Source organism: Cytobacillus sp. ABV4_503 (genome assembly GCF_056158445.1).
This window is the reverse complement of the sequence record NZ_JBSWTH010000001.1, coordinates 225,120-240,795: the sequence shown is the minus strand read 5'-3', so window position 1 is coordinate 240,795 and position 15,676 is coordinate 225,120. Positions and strand designations below refer to the sequence as shown.

Below are 15,676 nucleotides of genomic sequence, written 5' to 3'. Positions count from 1 at the left end.
AATAAGTGCCTGTTGAGATGACAGGCACTTATTTTTCCCTTGTATCAAGTGGAAGTTCATATTCCCGAAGCACCTCGTAAAACGCCCTTCTCTTTGCATACCAGTCTGAATGCAGATTCAGCAAAATCTTTTTATCACCTTCTAAAGCAATCTCAAGCTGAGCTGGCAGCCCTCTCTTGTTTAGCTGAGTGACCGACTCTACCTCTTCCCACTGATAGCTTTCAACTGCCTTTATATTGGATACGCTATTTATATGAATTCCGCTTTCATCCAAATAGGTATACACATCAAAAGACATAAAGAATATGAAAAGAGACAGGCCAAACAAGAAAACAGCTGTTAATGTCAGCCGTTTTGAAGAATTCATTTCCCTGGAATACAGAAAAAGCCCGGCAACAGCGAACAAAAGAAAAAATCCTGCACTAAAAATCACATAAGATAGCTTATAGGTGCTAAATGCTAAGAAGAATTGAGGATGAAAGTAGAATTTATGAATGAAGTTAACACAAATGATGCTAATGGGGATTACACTTAAAATGTAAATCAGGCTTAGGCTGAATAACTTAGGTATTAAACCTTTTTCATGGGGAAGCTGAATATGGCATCACTCCTTCCACTTACCTTATATTACCATATTAACCCTAATAATTAATATAGCTTATTTGTTTTGATACTGATGCCCAGAACACTCCAGTGCCCAACATCATACATTAGAGCAAAAGTTGTTAGGGCAGGTCACTAATAATAAGTGACGGGGAGGTATAAAGGTATGGCTATTAATGAAGAAGCGCTGTGTCAGCAGTTTGCAAGAACAATCGGCGGCCAGGAAGGATTTGCCGGCGGGAAGTGTGTAGCAACGATTAATCGGGATGAACTGGAAGTCACCATTATGGGAAAACCATTTAACGTAACAACTTCTTTCTCATTTGAATCGATGGATACCAGGTCAGGACGGGCATTGTGTCTGGGCAGGGTGGCCCTTTTGCAAAAGGAAGTTGATGGATTTGCTGGTGCCATTATTAAACAGGGAATAACCGTTTCGTCCGTACACAATGAGTGGCTATTTGATCAGCCCAGCCTCATTTATGTGAATATCCAGGATGTTGATCATCCAATCAATTTTGCAAGGAAAGTCAGAAGAGCTTTAAGAAGTTAATCATATTATATAAAAAAAGCAAGCCCCATTTAGAATGTTGTAACTAAATGGGGCTTTTCCTTATAGCACTGACTGCAAATCCTCAATTAAGTCTTCGGCATCCTCCAGGCCAACTGAAATTCGAATCAGGCCATCTGTAATTCCCAGTTCCAGACGGCGTTCTTTCGGTATCGATGCATGCGTCATTTTGGCTGGAAGGGAAATCAGGCTTTCAACTGCACCCAAACTTTCTGCCAGGGTAAAATATCTTACTTTTTTCAGCACCTCTTCTGCCTTTTCACCGCTTCCGGCATCGAAGGAAATCATTCCGCCAAATCCCCGTGCCTGCTTCAAGTGAATGTCATGGCCTTTTTGATCTTTAAATCCTGGATAATAAACCTTTGAAACCTGCGGAAGATTGGTAAGAAAATTCGCCACCCTTTTCGCATTTTCTTCAATTTCCTCCATCCGAATGGCCAGTGTCCGAATTCCCCTGATTAATAGCCAGCTATCCTGCGGTCCCAGAACAGCACCAATTGAATTTTGGATGAAGTGCATATCTGCTGCAAGCTGTTCAGTATTCACCACAACCAGCCCGGCAACCACATCACTATGTCCGCCTATATATTTGGTGGCACTGTGCAAGACTATATCAGCACCCAGTTCTATTGGATTTTGCCAGTATGGTGTACTGAAGGTGTTATCCACAATCATAAGCAAATTCTTGGATTTGGCCAGTTTGGAAATTCCGGCCAGGTCTGTAATCTTCAGCAATGGATTCGTCGGTGTCTCAACATAGATGGCTTTTGTATTTTCCTGTATTGCCGCTTCCACAGCAGCCAAATCACTTGTATCCACAAAGGTTACATCTACATTATATTTCGTCAAAACCTTTGTCACTAACCGATAGGACCCGCCATACACATCATCTGTGAAAATAACATGATCTCCTGTTGAAAATAAGTGCATTACAGAAGAAATAGCTGCCATGCCGGAACCGAAAGCAAACCCGCGGTATCCGCCTTCCAGATCCTTTATTAATTCCTCTAAAGCATGCCTGGTCGGATTTCCGGTTCTTGCATACTCATAAACGAAATTGCCCACTCCATCTTGTTTAAAGGTACTGGCATGGTGGACAGGTATGGAGACGGCACCTGTATAATCATCTCTGGAAATACCGCCGTGAATCATTTGTGTTTTCCTTCTCATTGTTCATCCTCCTCATAAATTGATTTACTTATATACCGCTCACTGCTGTCAGGAAAAATGGTGACAATATTCGTGCCGGGCCGAGCATTTTCAGCTTCTCTCAGCGTTGCTTCAAAAACAGCTCCTGACGAACTTCCAACTAAGTATCCTTGCAGCAATGCCAGCTCCTTCACTCGTTTGAAGGCATCTTTATCTGAAATGGTATGAATGGCGTCAAATAAGCCTATTTCCATATACGGCGGCAAAAACTCCATCCCGATTCCCTCGGTTCGATGCGGCCCTGCCTTTCCGCCATTTAAAACGGAGCCTTCAGGTTCGACGATAACTGTCTTTATCTTTGGGTTCTTTTCTTTAAGATATCTGGCGCAGCCCATAAACGTACCGCCAGTCCCAGCTCCAGCTGCAAAAATATCAAGTTTCCCATCTAATGCTTCGAAAATCTCAGGTCCCAATGTTTCATAATACGTTTGCGGGTTATTTTCATTGCTGAACTGCTGAGGACTATAGGAATTAGGAATCTTCAGCAGCAGTTCCTCCGCCTTCCTAATAGCGCCTTTCATTCCTTCTTCAGTCGGGGTATTAATAACTTCTGCCCCTAACGCCTTCATTAGCTTCTGTTTTTCAACACTGAATTTTTGAGGTACGACACAGATGATTTTGATCTTCGTTCCAATAGCAGCAAGCGCTAAGCCAATTCCTGTATTCCCTGCAGTCGGTTCAATTACAGCCCCATCTTCCGGAACCAGCCCATCCTCAATAGCTGTCTGAATCAAGTTCTGTCCTAACCGGTCCTTTACACTGCCTCCCGGGTTAAAATATTCAAGCTTTGCGAAAACATTTACTCCCTGCGGAATAGCATAGTGTTTAATTTTCACAAGAGGGGTACGCCCAATCAATTCATTCACATTGCTGTAATAATTCATCGTCAGCACCTCTGTTTTTCAGAAAGAATGGTTACTCTTCTTCATTGCGTTTTTTGGATATTTCTTACGTTTCTTTTAATTCATATTATTCCTACTTGTATAGTATGTTTTAAGTTTATTTTTGTCAATTGTCAGCTGAAAAATCCGCTGGCAACTGAGAATTAAGGATGATTGCAAAGTTGCCAAGTGAGATATTAATTCATACTATACCAATAAGTATTATAAGAATTGAAGGGGTGATTTTTACAATGGGCCGTGAATTTGTAGATTTGTTTGATCATTGGGCAGAATCCTATGATCAGGCTGTAACGGGTAAAGACATTGAATATCAAGAGGTGTTTTTGAATTATGAACATATCCTTCAAGAGGTTGCTAATCTTGTGAATGGAAATGTGGTGGAATTCGGTACAGGTACCGGCAACCTAACTCAAAGGCTACTGGAGAAAGGCTGTTCAATAATCGGAGTGGAACCTTCTGCTGCCATGAGAAAAATAGCAGGCAAAAAAATGCCTCATCTTACATTATTAGATGGTGATTTTTTAAACTTTCAATTGTTTGGTCCCATAGATGCCTTTGTCAGCTCGTACGCATTCCATCATTTAGAAGACAGCGAAAAAGCCAATGCCATCTCTAAATATACCACCCTCCTTTCAACTGGCGGGAAAGTCGTTTTTGCCGATACTGTCTTTGGAAGCATGGGCGAAAAAGAGACTTTTATCCAGGAAGCTAAAAACAATCATTACCTCAGCCTGGCACAAGACCTGGAAACAGAACACTATACAACCATCCCCATATTAGAAAGCATGTTTCATTCCAATGAATTCTCTGTTGAGTTTAAGCAGCTCAATCGATATGTATGGCTGATAGAAGCAGAGAAACTTTAGGAAAACGAAGCTCAATGACTGATAACCCTGCTGATCCATAAGTTGGTTCAGCAGGGTTTTCTTTGCCTTAAGCATCCAGTTTGACTTCTAAAATATTTTGCAGTATATTAATTGACGTATCAATCATTGACCTATCAATTATCTAAAAGGCGGGGGATGCTGTGTTCAAATGTTCAAAGGAAGAAGAATTAATTGCTGCCCGGCTGTTTGAACTCAGCAAACAGACAATGCCAAAGTTTGAACGCTGTACAGGCATCAGCCAATCACGGCTTGAGATTCTTCGGGAGCTTTTTGAAGCGGAAGAAATTACGCAGCGGGAGCTTCAGAAAAAAGTGAATATTGATCATGCTGCTGTCACAAGACACCTTAAACAGCTGGAAGAAAAGGGCATGGTGATCCGCAGGAAAAATCCTGAAGATAACCGTTTTACTTACGTCAGCCTGACAGAGGAAGGCAAAACGAAAATTGCTGCTTATTGCGAAGAAAAGAAGCGGTTTATTTCCAAAATCCTGAACGGCTTTTCGGAACTTGAGCGAAGCACACTACTAAATATGCTCACACGCATCCAGGAAAATGTAGATAATATTTAATTTTCACATCCAGAAAAACATAAAGGAGAGTTCATCATGAATAAAACCATTATCAATGACTTTAAAGAAATCATCACAGGCCGACGTTCCATCCGTAATTATGACCCAACAGTCAAAATCAGCAGAGAAGAAATGGCTGAAATCCTGGAAGAAGCATCTTTAGCTCCTTCATCCGTAAACCTGCAGCCATGGCGTTTTGTGGTCATTGATTCAAAAGAAGGCAAAGACACACTGGCACCGCTCGCAAAATTCAATCAAAGACAAGTTGAGACATCAGCAGCTGTCATCGCTGTCTTTGTTGATATGAAGAGTGAAGCATACATTGAAAAAATTTATGATACAGCTGTTGAAAAAGGATACATGCCTGCTGATGTAAGAGACACCCAGGTGCCATCCATCAAAGGCTTAGTGGAAAATATGACATTCGAGCAAAAGAAAGAAATGAACCTGATCGATGCTGGTCTCGTTTCGATGCAGCTAATGCTTGCAGCTCGTGCCCATGGCTATGATACAAATCCAATTGGAGGCTATGAAAAAGACAGGATAGCTGAAGCATTCCATCTGGATAAGGAACGCTACTACCCTGTCATGCTTATCTCAATCGGCAAAGCTGCTGATCAGGGGTATAAATCTGTCCGCCTTCCTGTTGAAGATATCACGGAATGGAAATAACTCATAAAGGAGAAATATAACATGATCATTATTCATGCTGGCTTCCAAGTACAAACTGATAAAGAAAATGATTTTCTTGCTGAAATCCGTCCGCTGATCGAGGCTTCCAGAGCAGAAGAAGGCAATATCTCTTATGACCTGGTAAAAGATACAGAAAAAGCGGGTTCCTATACCATGATGGAATTGTGGAAGGATATGGACGCTGTGAAGTTCCACAATCAGACAGAACATTTTACATCATTTACAGCAAAGGCTCCACAATACTTTTCTGCACCTCCTCAGGTGAAGGTGTATGATGCACTGTCTGTAGATAAATAATAAATTATCCAGAAAAAGACGCTTGGAATTTAAAATTCCCAAGCGTCTTTTTCTGGATATACAGTTTGATTTATAATCTCTGCCTGGGGTTTTCTACTCATTTTATTCATTGTTCTCTTTTTGATCATGATAAGCAATGAGGATGACTTCTTCTCCCTTTTCCTCACTTAACCGCTTTTCCAGATTATGCACCTGCTGCAGATCTCCGTCGGACAAATTTGCAAAATGATATTGTTTATCCATTTTTCATCACCTTTTCGTAATAGGATACTTAAAGTTTGTGTTTTCCAGGCATTTTTATACCAAAAATACCCGGATTCAATCTTTATTTAATCCCCAAAATGGCAATGGCAATGACTGTTAACACCAGACTCAGCAGCAGTGACATACCCCAATGTTTCTTTTCGGTCATCTTGAATAACACATTCATTACAGAACTGATTGCCAGAAAAATAAAGAATACAAATAAAAAAATCATAAATTCCATTATCGCTTAACCTGCCTTTTGTCCTGTTTCGCAAGGAAATAAGAAGAGCTTCCCATCATCATGCCTCCGAAGATCCCCATGAAACTGCCGGCGACAGTCCAATAGGCAGACAGAAAGATGCCGGACATAAGCAAAATAAGCCCTCCTATAAACAGGGCCATTCCCACTTTCATTCTGCTTCTTCCTCCTGTTCCTTAGCCTAAATCTTTCACAACCGCCATTTCCTTCCCAAATCGGTGGCCATGATCTGCAAACCCCAAACTTGCATAAAGCTTGTGTGCCCCAAGATTCTCAGGTTGGTAGCCTACTGCAATTTTTTTCGCATTCGGCAGTTTCGCCATTTCCGCAATCATCAGATCCGTCGCTTTTTTTCCTATTCCCTTGCCTTGGTGCGACTTATCAACCATAATCCGGTAGATCCAGTAAGCTTCCAATTCTTCTATACATGTATTAAACATTAAAAAGCCGACAGCTTTATCTTCCAAGTAAATCACATACGGTCTCAGCGCCGATTCAAATTTAGATTGCGCAATGGAAACAGCATTCGGCTCCAAATTGGCTTTTTGTTCCTCTGCAAGTTCGAGCAGGCAGCATTCATACCAATTATCTGCTGTTACTTCTTCTATTCTCACATTCCCAGTATTCATTTAAATTTCCCCTTTTCACATTTTGGGGAAACGCTGATATTAATTAGGCGTTCTCCCCTTATTTTGATCCATAATAACTAAAGTTTTATTTAGCATATTGAACGCCTCCTTTTACTAAATTGTCAGAAAAAACAAGACTCACTCATTATACTATAATATTCCAATAAATGCGCACATCGGATTTCAGTTATTTTTTCTATGAAAAGGCCATATATAATATATTGATTCAGCAAAAAAAGGGGAGGATGCGATATATGCCAGCGAAGCAAATTCGTTTACGGAGAATTCAAAGCCTTGCTCACGACATTATGGTAGAAATGAATTCAAAGGAAGACCATAAGAAGAATGAATCATACAGAACAGTCATTGATCACCTATCACGTGCGATTGGGGAACTATCTGATCCATCGGGTGATTATTCATTGGATTATGTAGAAGAAAAAGTAGCTACTGCCCATTATAAAATCTTTAAGAACATGAAAAAACTGACTCCACTTCGAAAAACAAAAGAATCAGCATGGTAAAATTTTTTTGAATGAAACTGATAATTATTATCAATAATAGATAAAGAAGGTAACCAAATCGGTTACCCCTTGGATCAAACTTCAGGTTCAAACGTTTTACAGTCTGTCTCTTTGCTGTTGGACGCCTGCTTGCCTGTATGGCTGACAACATAGATAGCGTCTGCACTGCACTTATTTCCCTTTTCCCAAAAGGTGCAGTTATTTACTTCACAAAGAACATCTTTAGCCATGTATATCACCTCCTGATTTTATTATTTTAGCCATTCAGGATGGTGATATACTTGCTTGTTTATTTATCCATGTTCCACTCTTCCTTTAAAATCGCATAATAATATTCATCCCACCATTCATCGCCATGTGGAATGCACTTTTTGAAAAAACCTTCCCGCCTCATGCCGATTTTCTCCATCACCCGGTAAGAAGGCGGATTCTCAGGCTGGCAGGTTGCAATAATCCGGTGCAGGCCATGTTCTTCAAAGCCATATTTCAGCACTGCATATGCTGCTTCTGATGCGTAGCCTTTATTATAATACTTCGGATTAAAAACCCAGCCAATTTCATATGTATGATCGCCAAAATACTTATGAAAAGCGACATGGCCAATCAGTACCTCTTCATTTTTTAAAAGAACGGGAAAATGCTCTGCTTTTTCGGTATTCATGCGGATAAACTCTTTAGCAGCTTCTTCTGTAAAAATACCACCTGGAATGTATTTCATTACTTCTGGATTTGATGTGTACTCATAAACTGCCTGCCAGTCTTCTGACTTGAACTTTCTTACGGTTAATCTCTTTGTTTTAATGTCCATCGTCTTTTCCCCTATTAAAATTTATAAAGAGAGTATTCTTCTCTTTTGGAAAAATCCCCTCTAAATTCTGGAAAATTTCATTACTTCACTCTAATTTGGAAGAAACTGGACTATCTTAAACTGAGGCAAAGTCATATGGTATCAGGCTTGATGCAGGCAAAATTAAGCTGATTTACTGATAACCATGACAGCTTCTTAGGTCACTAAATCTTAATTTAATCTAACTGGTGCAACAGGTATCGCCTTTGCATCTTTTATGCTGACTTTTTCTATGCACAAAAATAGCATCCGCATGGGATGCCATTTTCAGATATAGTTTATTTACTGATTATTATTTTCTTCAGAAGGCTCTTCATCCATATCAGGTTCTTCTTCATCCATTTCCTCTTCGCTTGGCTCTTCACTTAAATCTGGCTCTTCGTTATCTTCCTGCTGATCCATTTCCATGTTTTCCTCATCTTCCGGAGGCGGATCCTGCTCAGAAGCACAGCCTGCTAACATTAATCCTGCTCCTAATGGAATTGATAAAAGCAGATTCTTATACTTCATTTTTTATCATCTCCTCTTGCAGTATTATGTTTCTATGTAGACTATTCCCCTGGGTCCGCAATATAAACATGAGTGAAAGGTTACATATATTGCGGATAGATTACATAACAATTATTTCAGTCCGTATACGACAACCATGAAAAAGCCTCTGGCCATGATGCAGGAAGTACCTTCAAAAAAAGCTGAACGCACATAAATTTTTCTATCCGCACACAAATCTTTTCTATCCGCACAGAAAAAATTTTATGTGCATATATTTTTCAGCTATCCGCACATAAATCTTTCCAGATGGAAAAAAACAATAAGAGTTTGGTTCAGATTTGCAAAATACAGGCATTTTCTTCATTACTTTACTGATACCTTATCTTTTTTTGCAATCGGCGCAGGTTTTCCAAACAGATATCCCTGAAAAAGCTGGTATCCCTTGTTCCGAAGCCAATCAAAACCCTCCCGGTTTTCAATCCCTTCAGCTTCCATATGATCCTTGCAAAAATCAAGAAAATCCCGCATGGTCATCCTATGCACACCCTTATTATGCAATAGTTCTATTTTACTTTATTACCAGGAATAGGATACCTTAAAAAAACTAATTACAGTGCATTCCCAGCCAGCAAAAAAGACCACCCCCAGCCTCAGCCGAAGATAGCCTTATAATGAATTACTCATATCGCAAAGATTCAATTGGACTCAGCCTCGAAGCTTTATTAGCCGGCAGCAGTCCGAAGATGATCCCGATCGCCATTGAGAAGAAAAGTGCTCCTGCGACGACCTGCCAGGAAATGAGCGATGGCCATCCGGCAAATAATGAAATCAGAGATGCCGAACCCCAGCCCAGCAGGATTCCCAGCACTCCGCCGATCAAGGTCAGTGTGACAGATTCGATTAAAAACTGTCCCATGATTTGCCCCCTGGTTGCTCCCAGTGCTTTACGGATGCCGATTTCCCTCGTCCTTTCGGTTACAGATACGAGCATGATATTCATGACACCAATTCCGCCAACAAACAGCGAGATACCGGCGATACTGCCGATGATTAACGTCATGACCTTTGTAATCTGGCCGATTCCTTCTGCCATTTCTTCCATGTTGATGACCATATACGATTCTTCTGTATTATGCATCTTGTTAAGTAAGCTGGCAGCCTTCTTTCCGGCAGTCTGAAGCTGATCAGCGGATTCTGCCTGAAGCGTCACCTGGGTAAAGTCACTCTTCCCATAAATAGTCTGCCATGTTTTAGTAGGCACATAGATCTCAAGAACACCGAATGAAAAGAGCCCTGTCGGCTTTTTCATGACGCCAATGATTTCAATAGGCTGGTTTCCAATCCGGATTACTTCGCCAACCGGCGATTTGCCATCAAAAAGCTCCTCCTGCATGGAAAAGCTGACAAGCCCTACCCTGCGTCCCCCAAGAAAATCCGCAGCCGTAAACGATCGCCCTTTTTCCAGTTCAACATTGTTGAGCTCAAAATAAGCAGGGCCTACTCCTGTTGTGGATGTTTCAGCTGTCTGTTCTCCAAATGAAGCCTGTGAGAACTGTGAGCTTGAAGCAACTACTCTTTTAATCTCTGGAATCTGCTCCAGTGCTTTGATATCTTCCCCATCAAAAGGAGCTTCATTAAATATGTTCGGGTTTGCCTGAATTTCCTCATCAGAGGGCTGATAAAACAGCTCCACTGTATTGCCGGGACCTGTCAGCTGCGTCTTCAGCATTGCTTCTCCGCCCTGGCCGATTGCGACAACAATAATGACAGCCCCAACACCAATAATGATCCCAATCATCGTTAAAATCGATCTCATTTTATGCGCCTTCAATGAACTAAGCGCCATTTTGATATTTTCTAAAAAACTCATGTAGGCGCCCCCCTGCGGGAAAGGTCTGCGGGCACAATCAGCCCATCCCTCACCATAATCGTGTGATGGGCATATTCTGCAACCTCTGGTTCATGTGTAACCATTACAATCGTTGACCCTTCATGGTTCAGCTCCCTGAACAGTTCCATAATAGAGGCGCTTGTTTTCGTATCAAGAGCACCTGTCGGCTCATCCGCCAATATGATTTTCGGTTCGTTCACAATCGCTCTGGCGATGGCAACCCGCTGCTTCTGCCCTCCTGATAAAGCATTTGGCAGATACTCCACCCGATCGGCCAAGCCCACTTTAACCAGTGCTGCTTCTGCCCGTTCCAATCTTTCCTTTTTTGCAAGGCCGCTATAAATCATAGGCAGCTCAACATTTTGAATGGCCGTCAGTCTCGGAAGCAGGTGAAACTGCTGAAACACAAACCCGATCGATTGATTTCTGACCTTTGCCAGCTCTGCTTCCGAGTAATTGGATATGTTCTCACCATCCAATTCATATATTCCTTCTGTCGGCAGATCGAGACATCCAATAATATTCATAAGCGTGGACTTTCCCGATCCGGATGGCCCCATAATCGCCACAGAATCCCCTTGCTCAATGCTCAGATTAATCCCTTTTAATACTTCAATTCTTTCTTTTCCCGCCTGATAAGACTTGGTTATGCCTTTAAGATCAATCATTTCACATCCACTTCCATGCCGTCTTTCAGCTGATCTGATGGATTAGTAATAATCAAATCCTGCTCATTGAGGCCGCTTGTTATCTCGATTTTATTCCCGGAAGCGACACCTGTCTCTACTTCCTGTTTATAGCTTTTCTGATCCCTGACCACGAATACATATACGCTGCTGTCTCCAGTTATAACCGAGTTGGCCGGTACAGTCAGCGCCTTCTTCTTATCTGTTTCGATTTCCATTATGAGCTGAAAGCCTGACCTCAGGGACATTTCCTTCACCGTGACCTCCACCCGATACTGTGGCGCACTATTTTCGGCAGGATTCATTCCCTGATTCTCTTCTGGCATATCTGCTACTTCGCTGACTTCGCCTTTCCATTCCTTTTCAGGAATTGCATCGGACAGGAGAGTCACCTTTTGCCCCTCTTTTACCTTTAATGAATCGAATTCTGAAAGTAAGCCTGATGCGCCGATTGCTTTTAAATCGCCAACATAAATGACAGGTTTTCCTGCCGAAGCCGGATCAGAGGAGGCTCCCTTGTTCACCTGAAGCACCACTCCATCTATTGTGCTTTTAACCTCTAATTCTCCAAGGCGCTTTTCAATATCTTTCTTCTGTAAAAGCACCTGGCTTAATTCCAGATTCGCCAATCGCTTTTCCAGTTTCAACTGATCCCTTTCAGGCTGTATCTGTTTATCAGCTTCCTTATCACCAGCCTGTTTGCGCAGCTCTTTTTCCTTATCCCCCAGCTGGTCTTCCTCTTTTTCCAGCTGGCTGATTTTTATATAGCCTGATTCAGCCTGAAGTTTGACCTTTTCCCATTCAAGCTCCAATGCCTGGCCATCAAATTTGGCCAGCACCTCTCCTTTTTTAACAGAATCCCCTTCTTCTACCAGGAATTCCTTTATTTCGCCTTTTTCAGGAGATGTATATATTTTCTGCTCATTCACCAGCTCTGCCGTTCCTGGAATCATGATCTGCTCTTTAATTTCTTCCTGAACCGGATGGGCGGTTTTTACTTCAGGCCCTTTCGCAAACGCCTGCCTGTAGACGCTAACGCCAGCCAGCAGCAAAAACACAGCCGTAACCCCGAGTGCTATCCAAACTTTCTTTTTCATTTAGACACCAGTCATTCCTGAAAGGGTATTGCTGATTAAAGTGAAGACAATGCCGATGATGAAGAAGGCAATCGCAATGCCCCAGGCCCAGCCTTTTGATAATCCTCCAACCCGATGAAGGCCAATTGCCGTTACAACAGACTGCCAGATGCTGAATAACTCGAAAGAACCCAGGACCCCTGGTTTCTCGCTGTTCATCAATCCTGCTAAACTAGTAATAAATATTTCCGGATTTCCTCCAATAGCTGCTCTTAATGCCATATTGACCACAAGGCCGATCCCGCCAATAACAAGAATATAAATATTCATGGAAAATATCTGTTTGAACGTTGCATCTGATCCAGCAATTTTAATGAAAATCATATAAATGCCACCGGAAATGAGGGCAACCACTACAGGTGTGAAAATTCCTGTTATTGCCACACCAACTCTCGAAAACATCATTACCATCTCTGCCTCGGCCTCACTCATGCCATCAAGCCCAAGGTAAGATGCATCCATAGACATTGCCATCAGGAACATGCCCACGGCATACAGAATACTGATTAAAATCAGCGGCACCCAAATCTTAGGGTTTTTTCGGATGCGGTCAAACTGCTCTCCAGGACTCCAAATCATCCCAAGCATACTCGGTTTTGCGCTGCTTGTTTTTACTTCTTGTTCCATTAAGAACACTCCTATTCTATTAAAATGATTCCACTATAGCTTTACGGAATAATATAGAAAAAGTTTCAAATAATTACAATTGACCCATTGAAAATACCAGAAGATTACTCCCCTGGTATCCTGTCTACACAGCCTTCCGCTGAAAATAAAAATAGCCGCCAAGATAAAACAATAAAAAGAATCCGCCGATAACAGTCAAAAGCTGTTCCCACGGGATAAAGAATATATCGCCAGTGTCTGTCGCTGGATACATCATTGCAAAGGGCTGTGCCCAAGGATAATAAGGGCCCACTTTCTCGGAATTCATCGCCAGTATGGATGGCAGCGTAAAAACGACGTTGACCGCAAAAGGTGCCGCAAAACTTTTGAACCAGACGGACATCCACAGCTGCAGAGCGACTAATGGGAAAGTCGCGACCCAGCCTCCCAATATGCTTTTCCAGACAATCGCTGCCGGAAATGGATCGGTTACACCTTTATACAATCCTGCACCAAAAATGGCAGCTAAATAGAATAATTGGATAAGCAAAACCAATAGCAGGATCAGCGCATACTTAGCTGCAAACACTTTTCCCCTTGTGACAGGCAGCGCCAAAAGCTGCTTCCAGCCCCCGGCCTGATGCTCATACCGGCAGACAAGGCTTGCCAGAACCCCTGTGACTAACGGCAAAAAGAGTACCGAATAAGGCAAATTCATATAAATCAAAAGCAGGTACCATTCGTTCATCACCCCCGCCGTTTCAGCTGTATTCGCCCCAATCCCTGCGCCCAGCCCAATCAGCGGTCCCACTAAAAGAATGCCGAAGATCTTTGATTTACGCAGCTTAAACCACTCCGACTTCAAGATAGACAGCATCTATTTCACATCCCTTCTCGCAAAATCAATCATGCCGGCTGTGTATAGTAAAAAGCCGGCTCCAATTCCAAGCAGGACGTTGATAAGCGGTTCATTCCACTCATTCAGCAGCAGCGGCCATTTCCAAATCAGCCAATCCGGCAAAGTAAAGCCAGCATATGTCAGAATCACTCCCAGAATTCCCAGAGTGATTGGCACACCCTGATTTATACTCACAGTCGCTATCCAAAGCTGCAGCGCCAAAACTGGCAAAGCCGCAAAAAAAGGATAAAAGCTGTATTCCAGCAGACCCTTATACGGAATCTCCCCGCCCAAATCAAGAAACAATCCAAAAGCAAGCGCGAATAGCATCAAAAGCACAGAAGAAGTTAGAAGCAGAATCGACAGCACCGTGAACTTCGTTAAATACACGCTCATTTTCGAAACTGGCAATGCAATCAGCTGTTTCCAGGCGTTCGTTTCATTTTCAATACTTGACATAAATGACGTCAGAATTACGATGCCCAGCACAATCGCCAGCGGTGTGAACGAATGGATATTATCCAAATAATACCCCCACCGGTCATCATTCTGTCCGAACAAATAATCCTTGCGCACCCCGTAATTGACCATCTGCATGGCTACTACCCCAATTGGACCCAGTACGGTCAGGAACCAGATTCCTTTCCGCTTAATCTTCATAAATTCAGCTGCCAGTAATTTCTCCATCATCCGGCCTGCTCCTCGCTCGTCATCTGAAGGAAAATGTCTTCCAATGATCGCTTTTCTTCTTCCACCCGGTAAACGGAAAATCCATCTGCTACAAGTCCGCGCACAGCCTCAGCCACTTGCTCATCCGATTGCTGCGGCAGCGAAATGATGCCGCTATCCAAACCAGCCTTCATTCCTCTTCCCAGCAGGGAGCGCCAGGCTTTGTCGCTCTCGCTGACCTTTAATAAAACGGATTGCTGTGCAAACATGCGCATCGATTCAATTGAATCCTGAAAAATCATTTTCCCTTTCGTGACAATACCTACTGTTGTCGCCATCTGATCAATCTCTGAAAGCAAATGACTGGAAATTAACACGGTCATCCCGCATTCAGATGGCAGGCTTTTAATTAAATTGCGGATCTCAATAATACCTGAAGGATCTAATCCGTTTGTCGGCTCATCCAGAATCAGCAATTCCGGGTTATTCAGCAGCGAAGCAGCAATTCCAAGCCGCTGCTTCATGCCGAGTGAGAAGCCCTTTACTTTCTTATCACCAGCATCAGTCAGCCGGACAATCTCCAGCACCTCAGCGATTCTCTGTTTTGGCACACCAAGTATTTTTCTCATTGCTTCAAGATTTTCTTTTGCCGTTAAATGCGGGTAATATGAAGGTGATTCTACAAGCGAGCCTACCCGTCCTAATATATTTAGTCTTTCTTTCTTTAAATCTTTTTGAAAAATTTCAATCCTGCCGGAATCAGGCTTCATCAGCCCCAAAAGCATCCGGATCGTTGTCGTTTTCCCTGCACCATTCGGACCCAGAAATCCGTAGATTTCCCCTTTGGGTATTTTCATTTCCAGACCTGACACCGCTTTCTCCTGACCAAAATGCTTTGATAAATTTTCCGTTCTTACGACATACTCCATTCCTCTCACCTCACTTTCCATCTTAGCCAGGCAAGGTTAAAACAAAGGTAGGGGGAAGTTTAAAATTTGTTTAAATGACACTTTTTTCCTCCTAAATCGTCTAATACAGTAAGCACCTTGGGAAGGGGAAAAC

The 15,676-nt window shown here is 42.3% G+C and carries 24 protein-coding genes; 6 read left to right on the top strand and 18 right to left on the bottom strand.

All coding sequences use genetic code 11. The features are described from left to right. Positions 1 to 28: 28 nt before the first annotated feature. Positions 29 to 406 carry a hypothetical protein gene (locus tag ACXAD1_RS01275; RefSeq protein ID WP_206845138.1) on the bottom strand — a complete coding sequence of 126 codons (378 nt, stop codon included), beginning with the start codon at positions 404 to 406 and terminating at the stop codon, positions 29 to 31. Positions 407 to 769: 363 nt separating this feature from the next. Between ACXAD1_RS01275 and ACXAD1_RS01270 the strand changes: the two genes are divergently transcribed. Further along, complete coding sequence (locus tag ACXAD1_RS01270; RefSeq protein WP_474909222.1) at positions 770 to 1,156, top strand: DUF1259 domain-containing protein; 387 nt, start codon at positions 770 to 772, stop codon at positions 1,154 to 1,156. 60 nt (positions 1,157 to 1,216) lie between these two features. On the opposite strand, the gene ACXAD1_RS01265 is transcribed toward ACXAD1_RS01270, so the two are convergent. Both ACXAD1_RS01265 and ACXAD1_RS01260 read right to left on the bottom strand, forming a co-directional pair. Next, entirely contained in the window at positions 1,217 to 2,344 is a 1,128-nt protein-coding gene (locus ACXAD1_RS01265; protein ID WP_474909221.1) for a bifunctional cystathionine gamma-lyase/homocysteine desulfhydrase, read from the bottom strand. Continuing rightward, the gene (locus ACXAD1_RS01260; RefSeq protein WP_474909220.1) at positions 2,341 to 3,267 is read right to left on the bottom strand and encodes a PLP-dependent cysteine synthase family protein; all 927 of its coding nucleotides are present in this window, start codon (positions 3,265 to 3,267) and stop codon (positions 2,341 to 2,343) included. The genes ACXAD1_RS01265 and ACXAD1_RS01260 overlap by 4 nt, the downstream gene beginning before the upstream one ends. A 248-nt stretch (positions 3,268 to 3,515) precedes the next feature. Here ACXAD1_RS01260 and ACXAD1_RS01255 point away from each other — a divergent pair, with 248 nt between their 5' ends. The 4 genes from ACXAD1_RS01255 (at position 3,516) to ACXAD1_RS01240 (ending at position 5,731) form a co-directional block, all read left to right on the top strand. After that, positions 3,516 to 4,151, top strand: coding sequence for a class I SAM-dependent DNA methyltransferase (locus ACXAD1_RS01255; protein WP_474909219.1), 636 nt, complete (start codon positions 3,516 to 3,518; stop codon positions 4,149 to 4,151). Positions 4,152 to 4,312: 161 nt separating this feature from the next. Next, positions 4,313 to 4,741 (top strand): MarR family winged helix-turn-helix transcriptional regulator, encoded by a 429-nt coding sequence (locus ACXAD1_RS01250; RefSeq protein ID WP_206845146.1) that lies wholly within the window; start codon positions 4,313 to 4,315, stop codon positions 4,739 to 4,741. A gap of 36 nt (positions 4,742 to 4,777) precedes the next feature. Further along, positions 4,778 to 5,413, top strand: coding sequence for a nitroreductase family protein (locus tag ACXAD1_RS01245; protein ID WP_370221412.1), 636 nt, complete (start codon positions 4,778 to 4,780; stop codon positions 5,411 to 5,413). A 21-nt stretch (positions 5,414 to 5,434) separates the two neighbouring features. Then, complete coding sequence (locus tag ACXAD1_RS01240; protein ID WP_206845148.1) at positions 5,435 to 5,731, top strand: putative quinol monooxygenase; 297 nt, start codon at positions 5,435 to 5,437, stop codon at positions 5,729 to 5,731. 102 nt (positions 5,732 to 5,833) lie between these two features. Here the strand turns inward: ACXAD1_RS01240 and ACXAD1_RS01235 are convergent, their stop codons facing one another. From ACXAD1_RS01235 to ACXAD1_RS01220, 4 genes are all read right to left on the bottom strand, one after another. Then, complete coding sequence (locus ACXAD1_RS01235) at positions 5,834 to 5,974, bottom strand: hypothetical protein (protein WP_474909218.1); 141 nt, start codon at positions 5,972 to 5,974, stop codon at positions 5,834 to 5,836. An 82-nt stretch (positions 5,975 to 6,056) separates the two neighbouring features. Continuing rightward, positions 6,057 to 6,218, bottom strand: coding sequence for a hypothetical protein (locus tag ACXAD1_RS01230; RefSeq protein WP_206845150.1), 162 nt, complete (start codon positions 6,216 to 6,218; stop codon positions 6,057 to 6,059). After that, positions 6,218 to 6,391 carry a hypothetical protein gene (locus tag ACXAD1_RS01225; RefSeq protein WP_474909217.1) on the bottom strand — a complete coding sequence of 58 codons (174 nt, stop codon included), beginning with the start codon at positions 6,389 to 6,391 and terminating at the stop codon, positions 6,218 to 6,220. Before ACXAD1_RS01225 ends, ACXAD1_RS01230 begins: the two co-directional genes overlap by 1 nt. A 21-nt stretch (positions 6,392 to 6,412) precedes the next feature. Further along, on the bottom strand, positions 6,413 to 6,865 hold the full coding sequence (locus tag ACXAD1_RS01220; protein WP_474909216.1) for a GNAT family N-acetyltransferase: 453 nt from the start codon (positions 6,863 to 6,865) through the stop codon (positions 6,413 to 6,415). 254 nt (positions 6,866 to 7,119) lie between these two features. On the opposite strand from ACXAD1_RS01220, the gene ACXAD1_RS01215 reads away from it, so the two are divergent. Beyond that, positions 7,120 to 7,389 carry a hypothetical protein gene (locus ACXAD1_RS01215; protein WP_206845158.1) on the top strand — a complete coding sequence of 90 codons (270 nt, stop codon included), beginning with the start codon at positions 7,120 to 7,122 and terminating at the stop codon, positions 7,387 to 7,389. Between the two features lie 74 nt (positions 7,390 to 7,463). On the opposite strand, the gene ACXAD1_RS01210 is transcribed toward ACXAD1_RS01215, so the two are convergent. The 11 genes from ACXAD1_RS01210 to ACXAD1_RS01160 all read right to left on the bottom strand — a co-directional run bounded on the left by ACXAD1_RS01210 (position 7,464) and on the right by ACXAD1_RS01160 (position 15,543). Then, positions 7,464 to 7,619, bottom strand: coding sequence for a DUF1540 domain-containing protein (locus ACXAD1_RS01210; protein ID WP_206845159.1), 156 nt, complete (start codon positions 7,617 to 7,619; stop codon positions 7,464 to 7,466). Between the two features lie 59 nt (positions 7,620 to 7,678). Next, on the bottom strand, positions 7,679 to 8,197 hold the full coding sequence (locus tag ACXAD1_RS01205) for a GNAT family N-acetyltransferase (protein WP_474909215.1): 519 nt from the start codon (positions 8,195 to 8,197) through the stop codon (positions 7,679 to 7,681). Between the two features lie 321 nt (positions 8,198 to 8,518). Then, positions 8,519 to 8,746, bottom strand: a complete 228-nt coding sequence (locus tag ACXAD1_RS01200) for a hypothetical protein (RefSeq protein WP_206845161.1) — start codon at positions 8,744 to 8,746, stop codon at positions 8,519 to 8,521. A gap of 345 nt (positions 8,747 to 9,091) precedes the next feature. Next, positions 9,092 to 9,262, bottom strand: coding sequence for an EAL domain-containing protein (locus ACXAD1_RS01195; RefSeq protein ID WP_206845163.1), 171 nt, complete (start codon positions 9,260 to 9,262; stop codon positions 9,092 to 9,094). Between the two features lie 142 nt (positions 9,263 to 9,404). Continuing rightward, a complete protein-coding gene (locus ACXAD1_RS01190) occupies positions 9,405 to 10,598 on the bottom strand; it encodes an ABC transporter permease (protein WP_206845164.1) in 1,194 nt (397 codons plus the stop codon). Continuing rightward, positions 10,595 to 11,287 carry an ABC transporter ATP-binding protein gene (locus ACXAD1_RS01185; RefSeq protein ID WP_206845166.1) on the bottom strand — a complete coding sequence of 231 codons (693 nt, stop codon included), beginning with the start codon at positions 11,285 to 11,287 and terminating at the stop codon, positions 10,595 to 10,597. Before ACXAD1_RS01185 ends, ACXAD1_RS01190 begins: the two co-directional genes overlap by 4 nt. Then, on the bottom strand, positions 11,284 to 12,402 hold the full coding sequence (locus tag ACXAD1_RS01180) for an efflux RND transporter periplasmic adaptor subunit (RefSeq protein WP_474909214.1): 1,119 nt from the start codon (positions 12,400 to 12,402) through the stop codon (positions 11,284 to 11,286). The genes ACXAD1_RS01185 and ACXAD1_RS01180 overlap by 4 nt, the downstream gene beginning before the upstream one ends. Next, complete coding sequence (gene yknW, locus ACXAD1_RS01175) at positions 12,403 to 13,068, bottom strand: YknW family membrane protein (RefSeq protein ID WP_206845170.1); 666 nt, start codon at positions 13,066 to 13,068, stop codon at positions 12,403 to 12,405. It abuts the gene before it with no gap. A 124-nt stretch (positions 13,069 to 13,192) separates the two neighbouring features. After that, positions 13,193 to 13,924, bottom strand: coding sequence for an ABC transporter permease (locus ACXAD1_RS01170; RefSeq protein WP_206845172.1), 732 nt, complete (start codon positions 13,922 to 13,924; stop codon positions 13,193 to 13,195). Then, positions 13,925 to 14,635 (bottom strand): ABC transporter permease, encoded by a 711-nt coding sequence (locus ACXAD1_RS01165; RefSeq protein ID WP_206845173.1) that lies wholly within the window; start codon positions 14,633 to 14,635, stop codon positions 13,925 to 13,927. Continuing rightward, entirely contained in the window at positions 14,632 to 15,543 is a 912-nt protein-coding gene (locus ACXAD1_RS01160) for an ABC transporter ATP-binding protein (RefSeq protein WP_206845174.1), read from the bottom strand. Before ACXAD1_RS01160 ends, ACXAD1_RS01165 begins: the two co-directional genes overlap by 4 nt. Between the last annotated feature and the right edge of the window lie 133 nt (positions 15,544 to 15,676).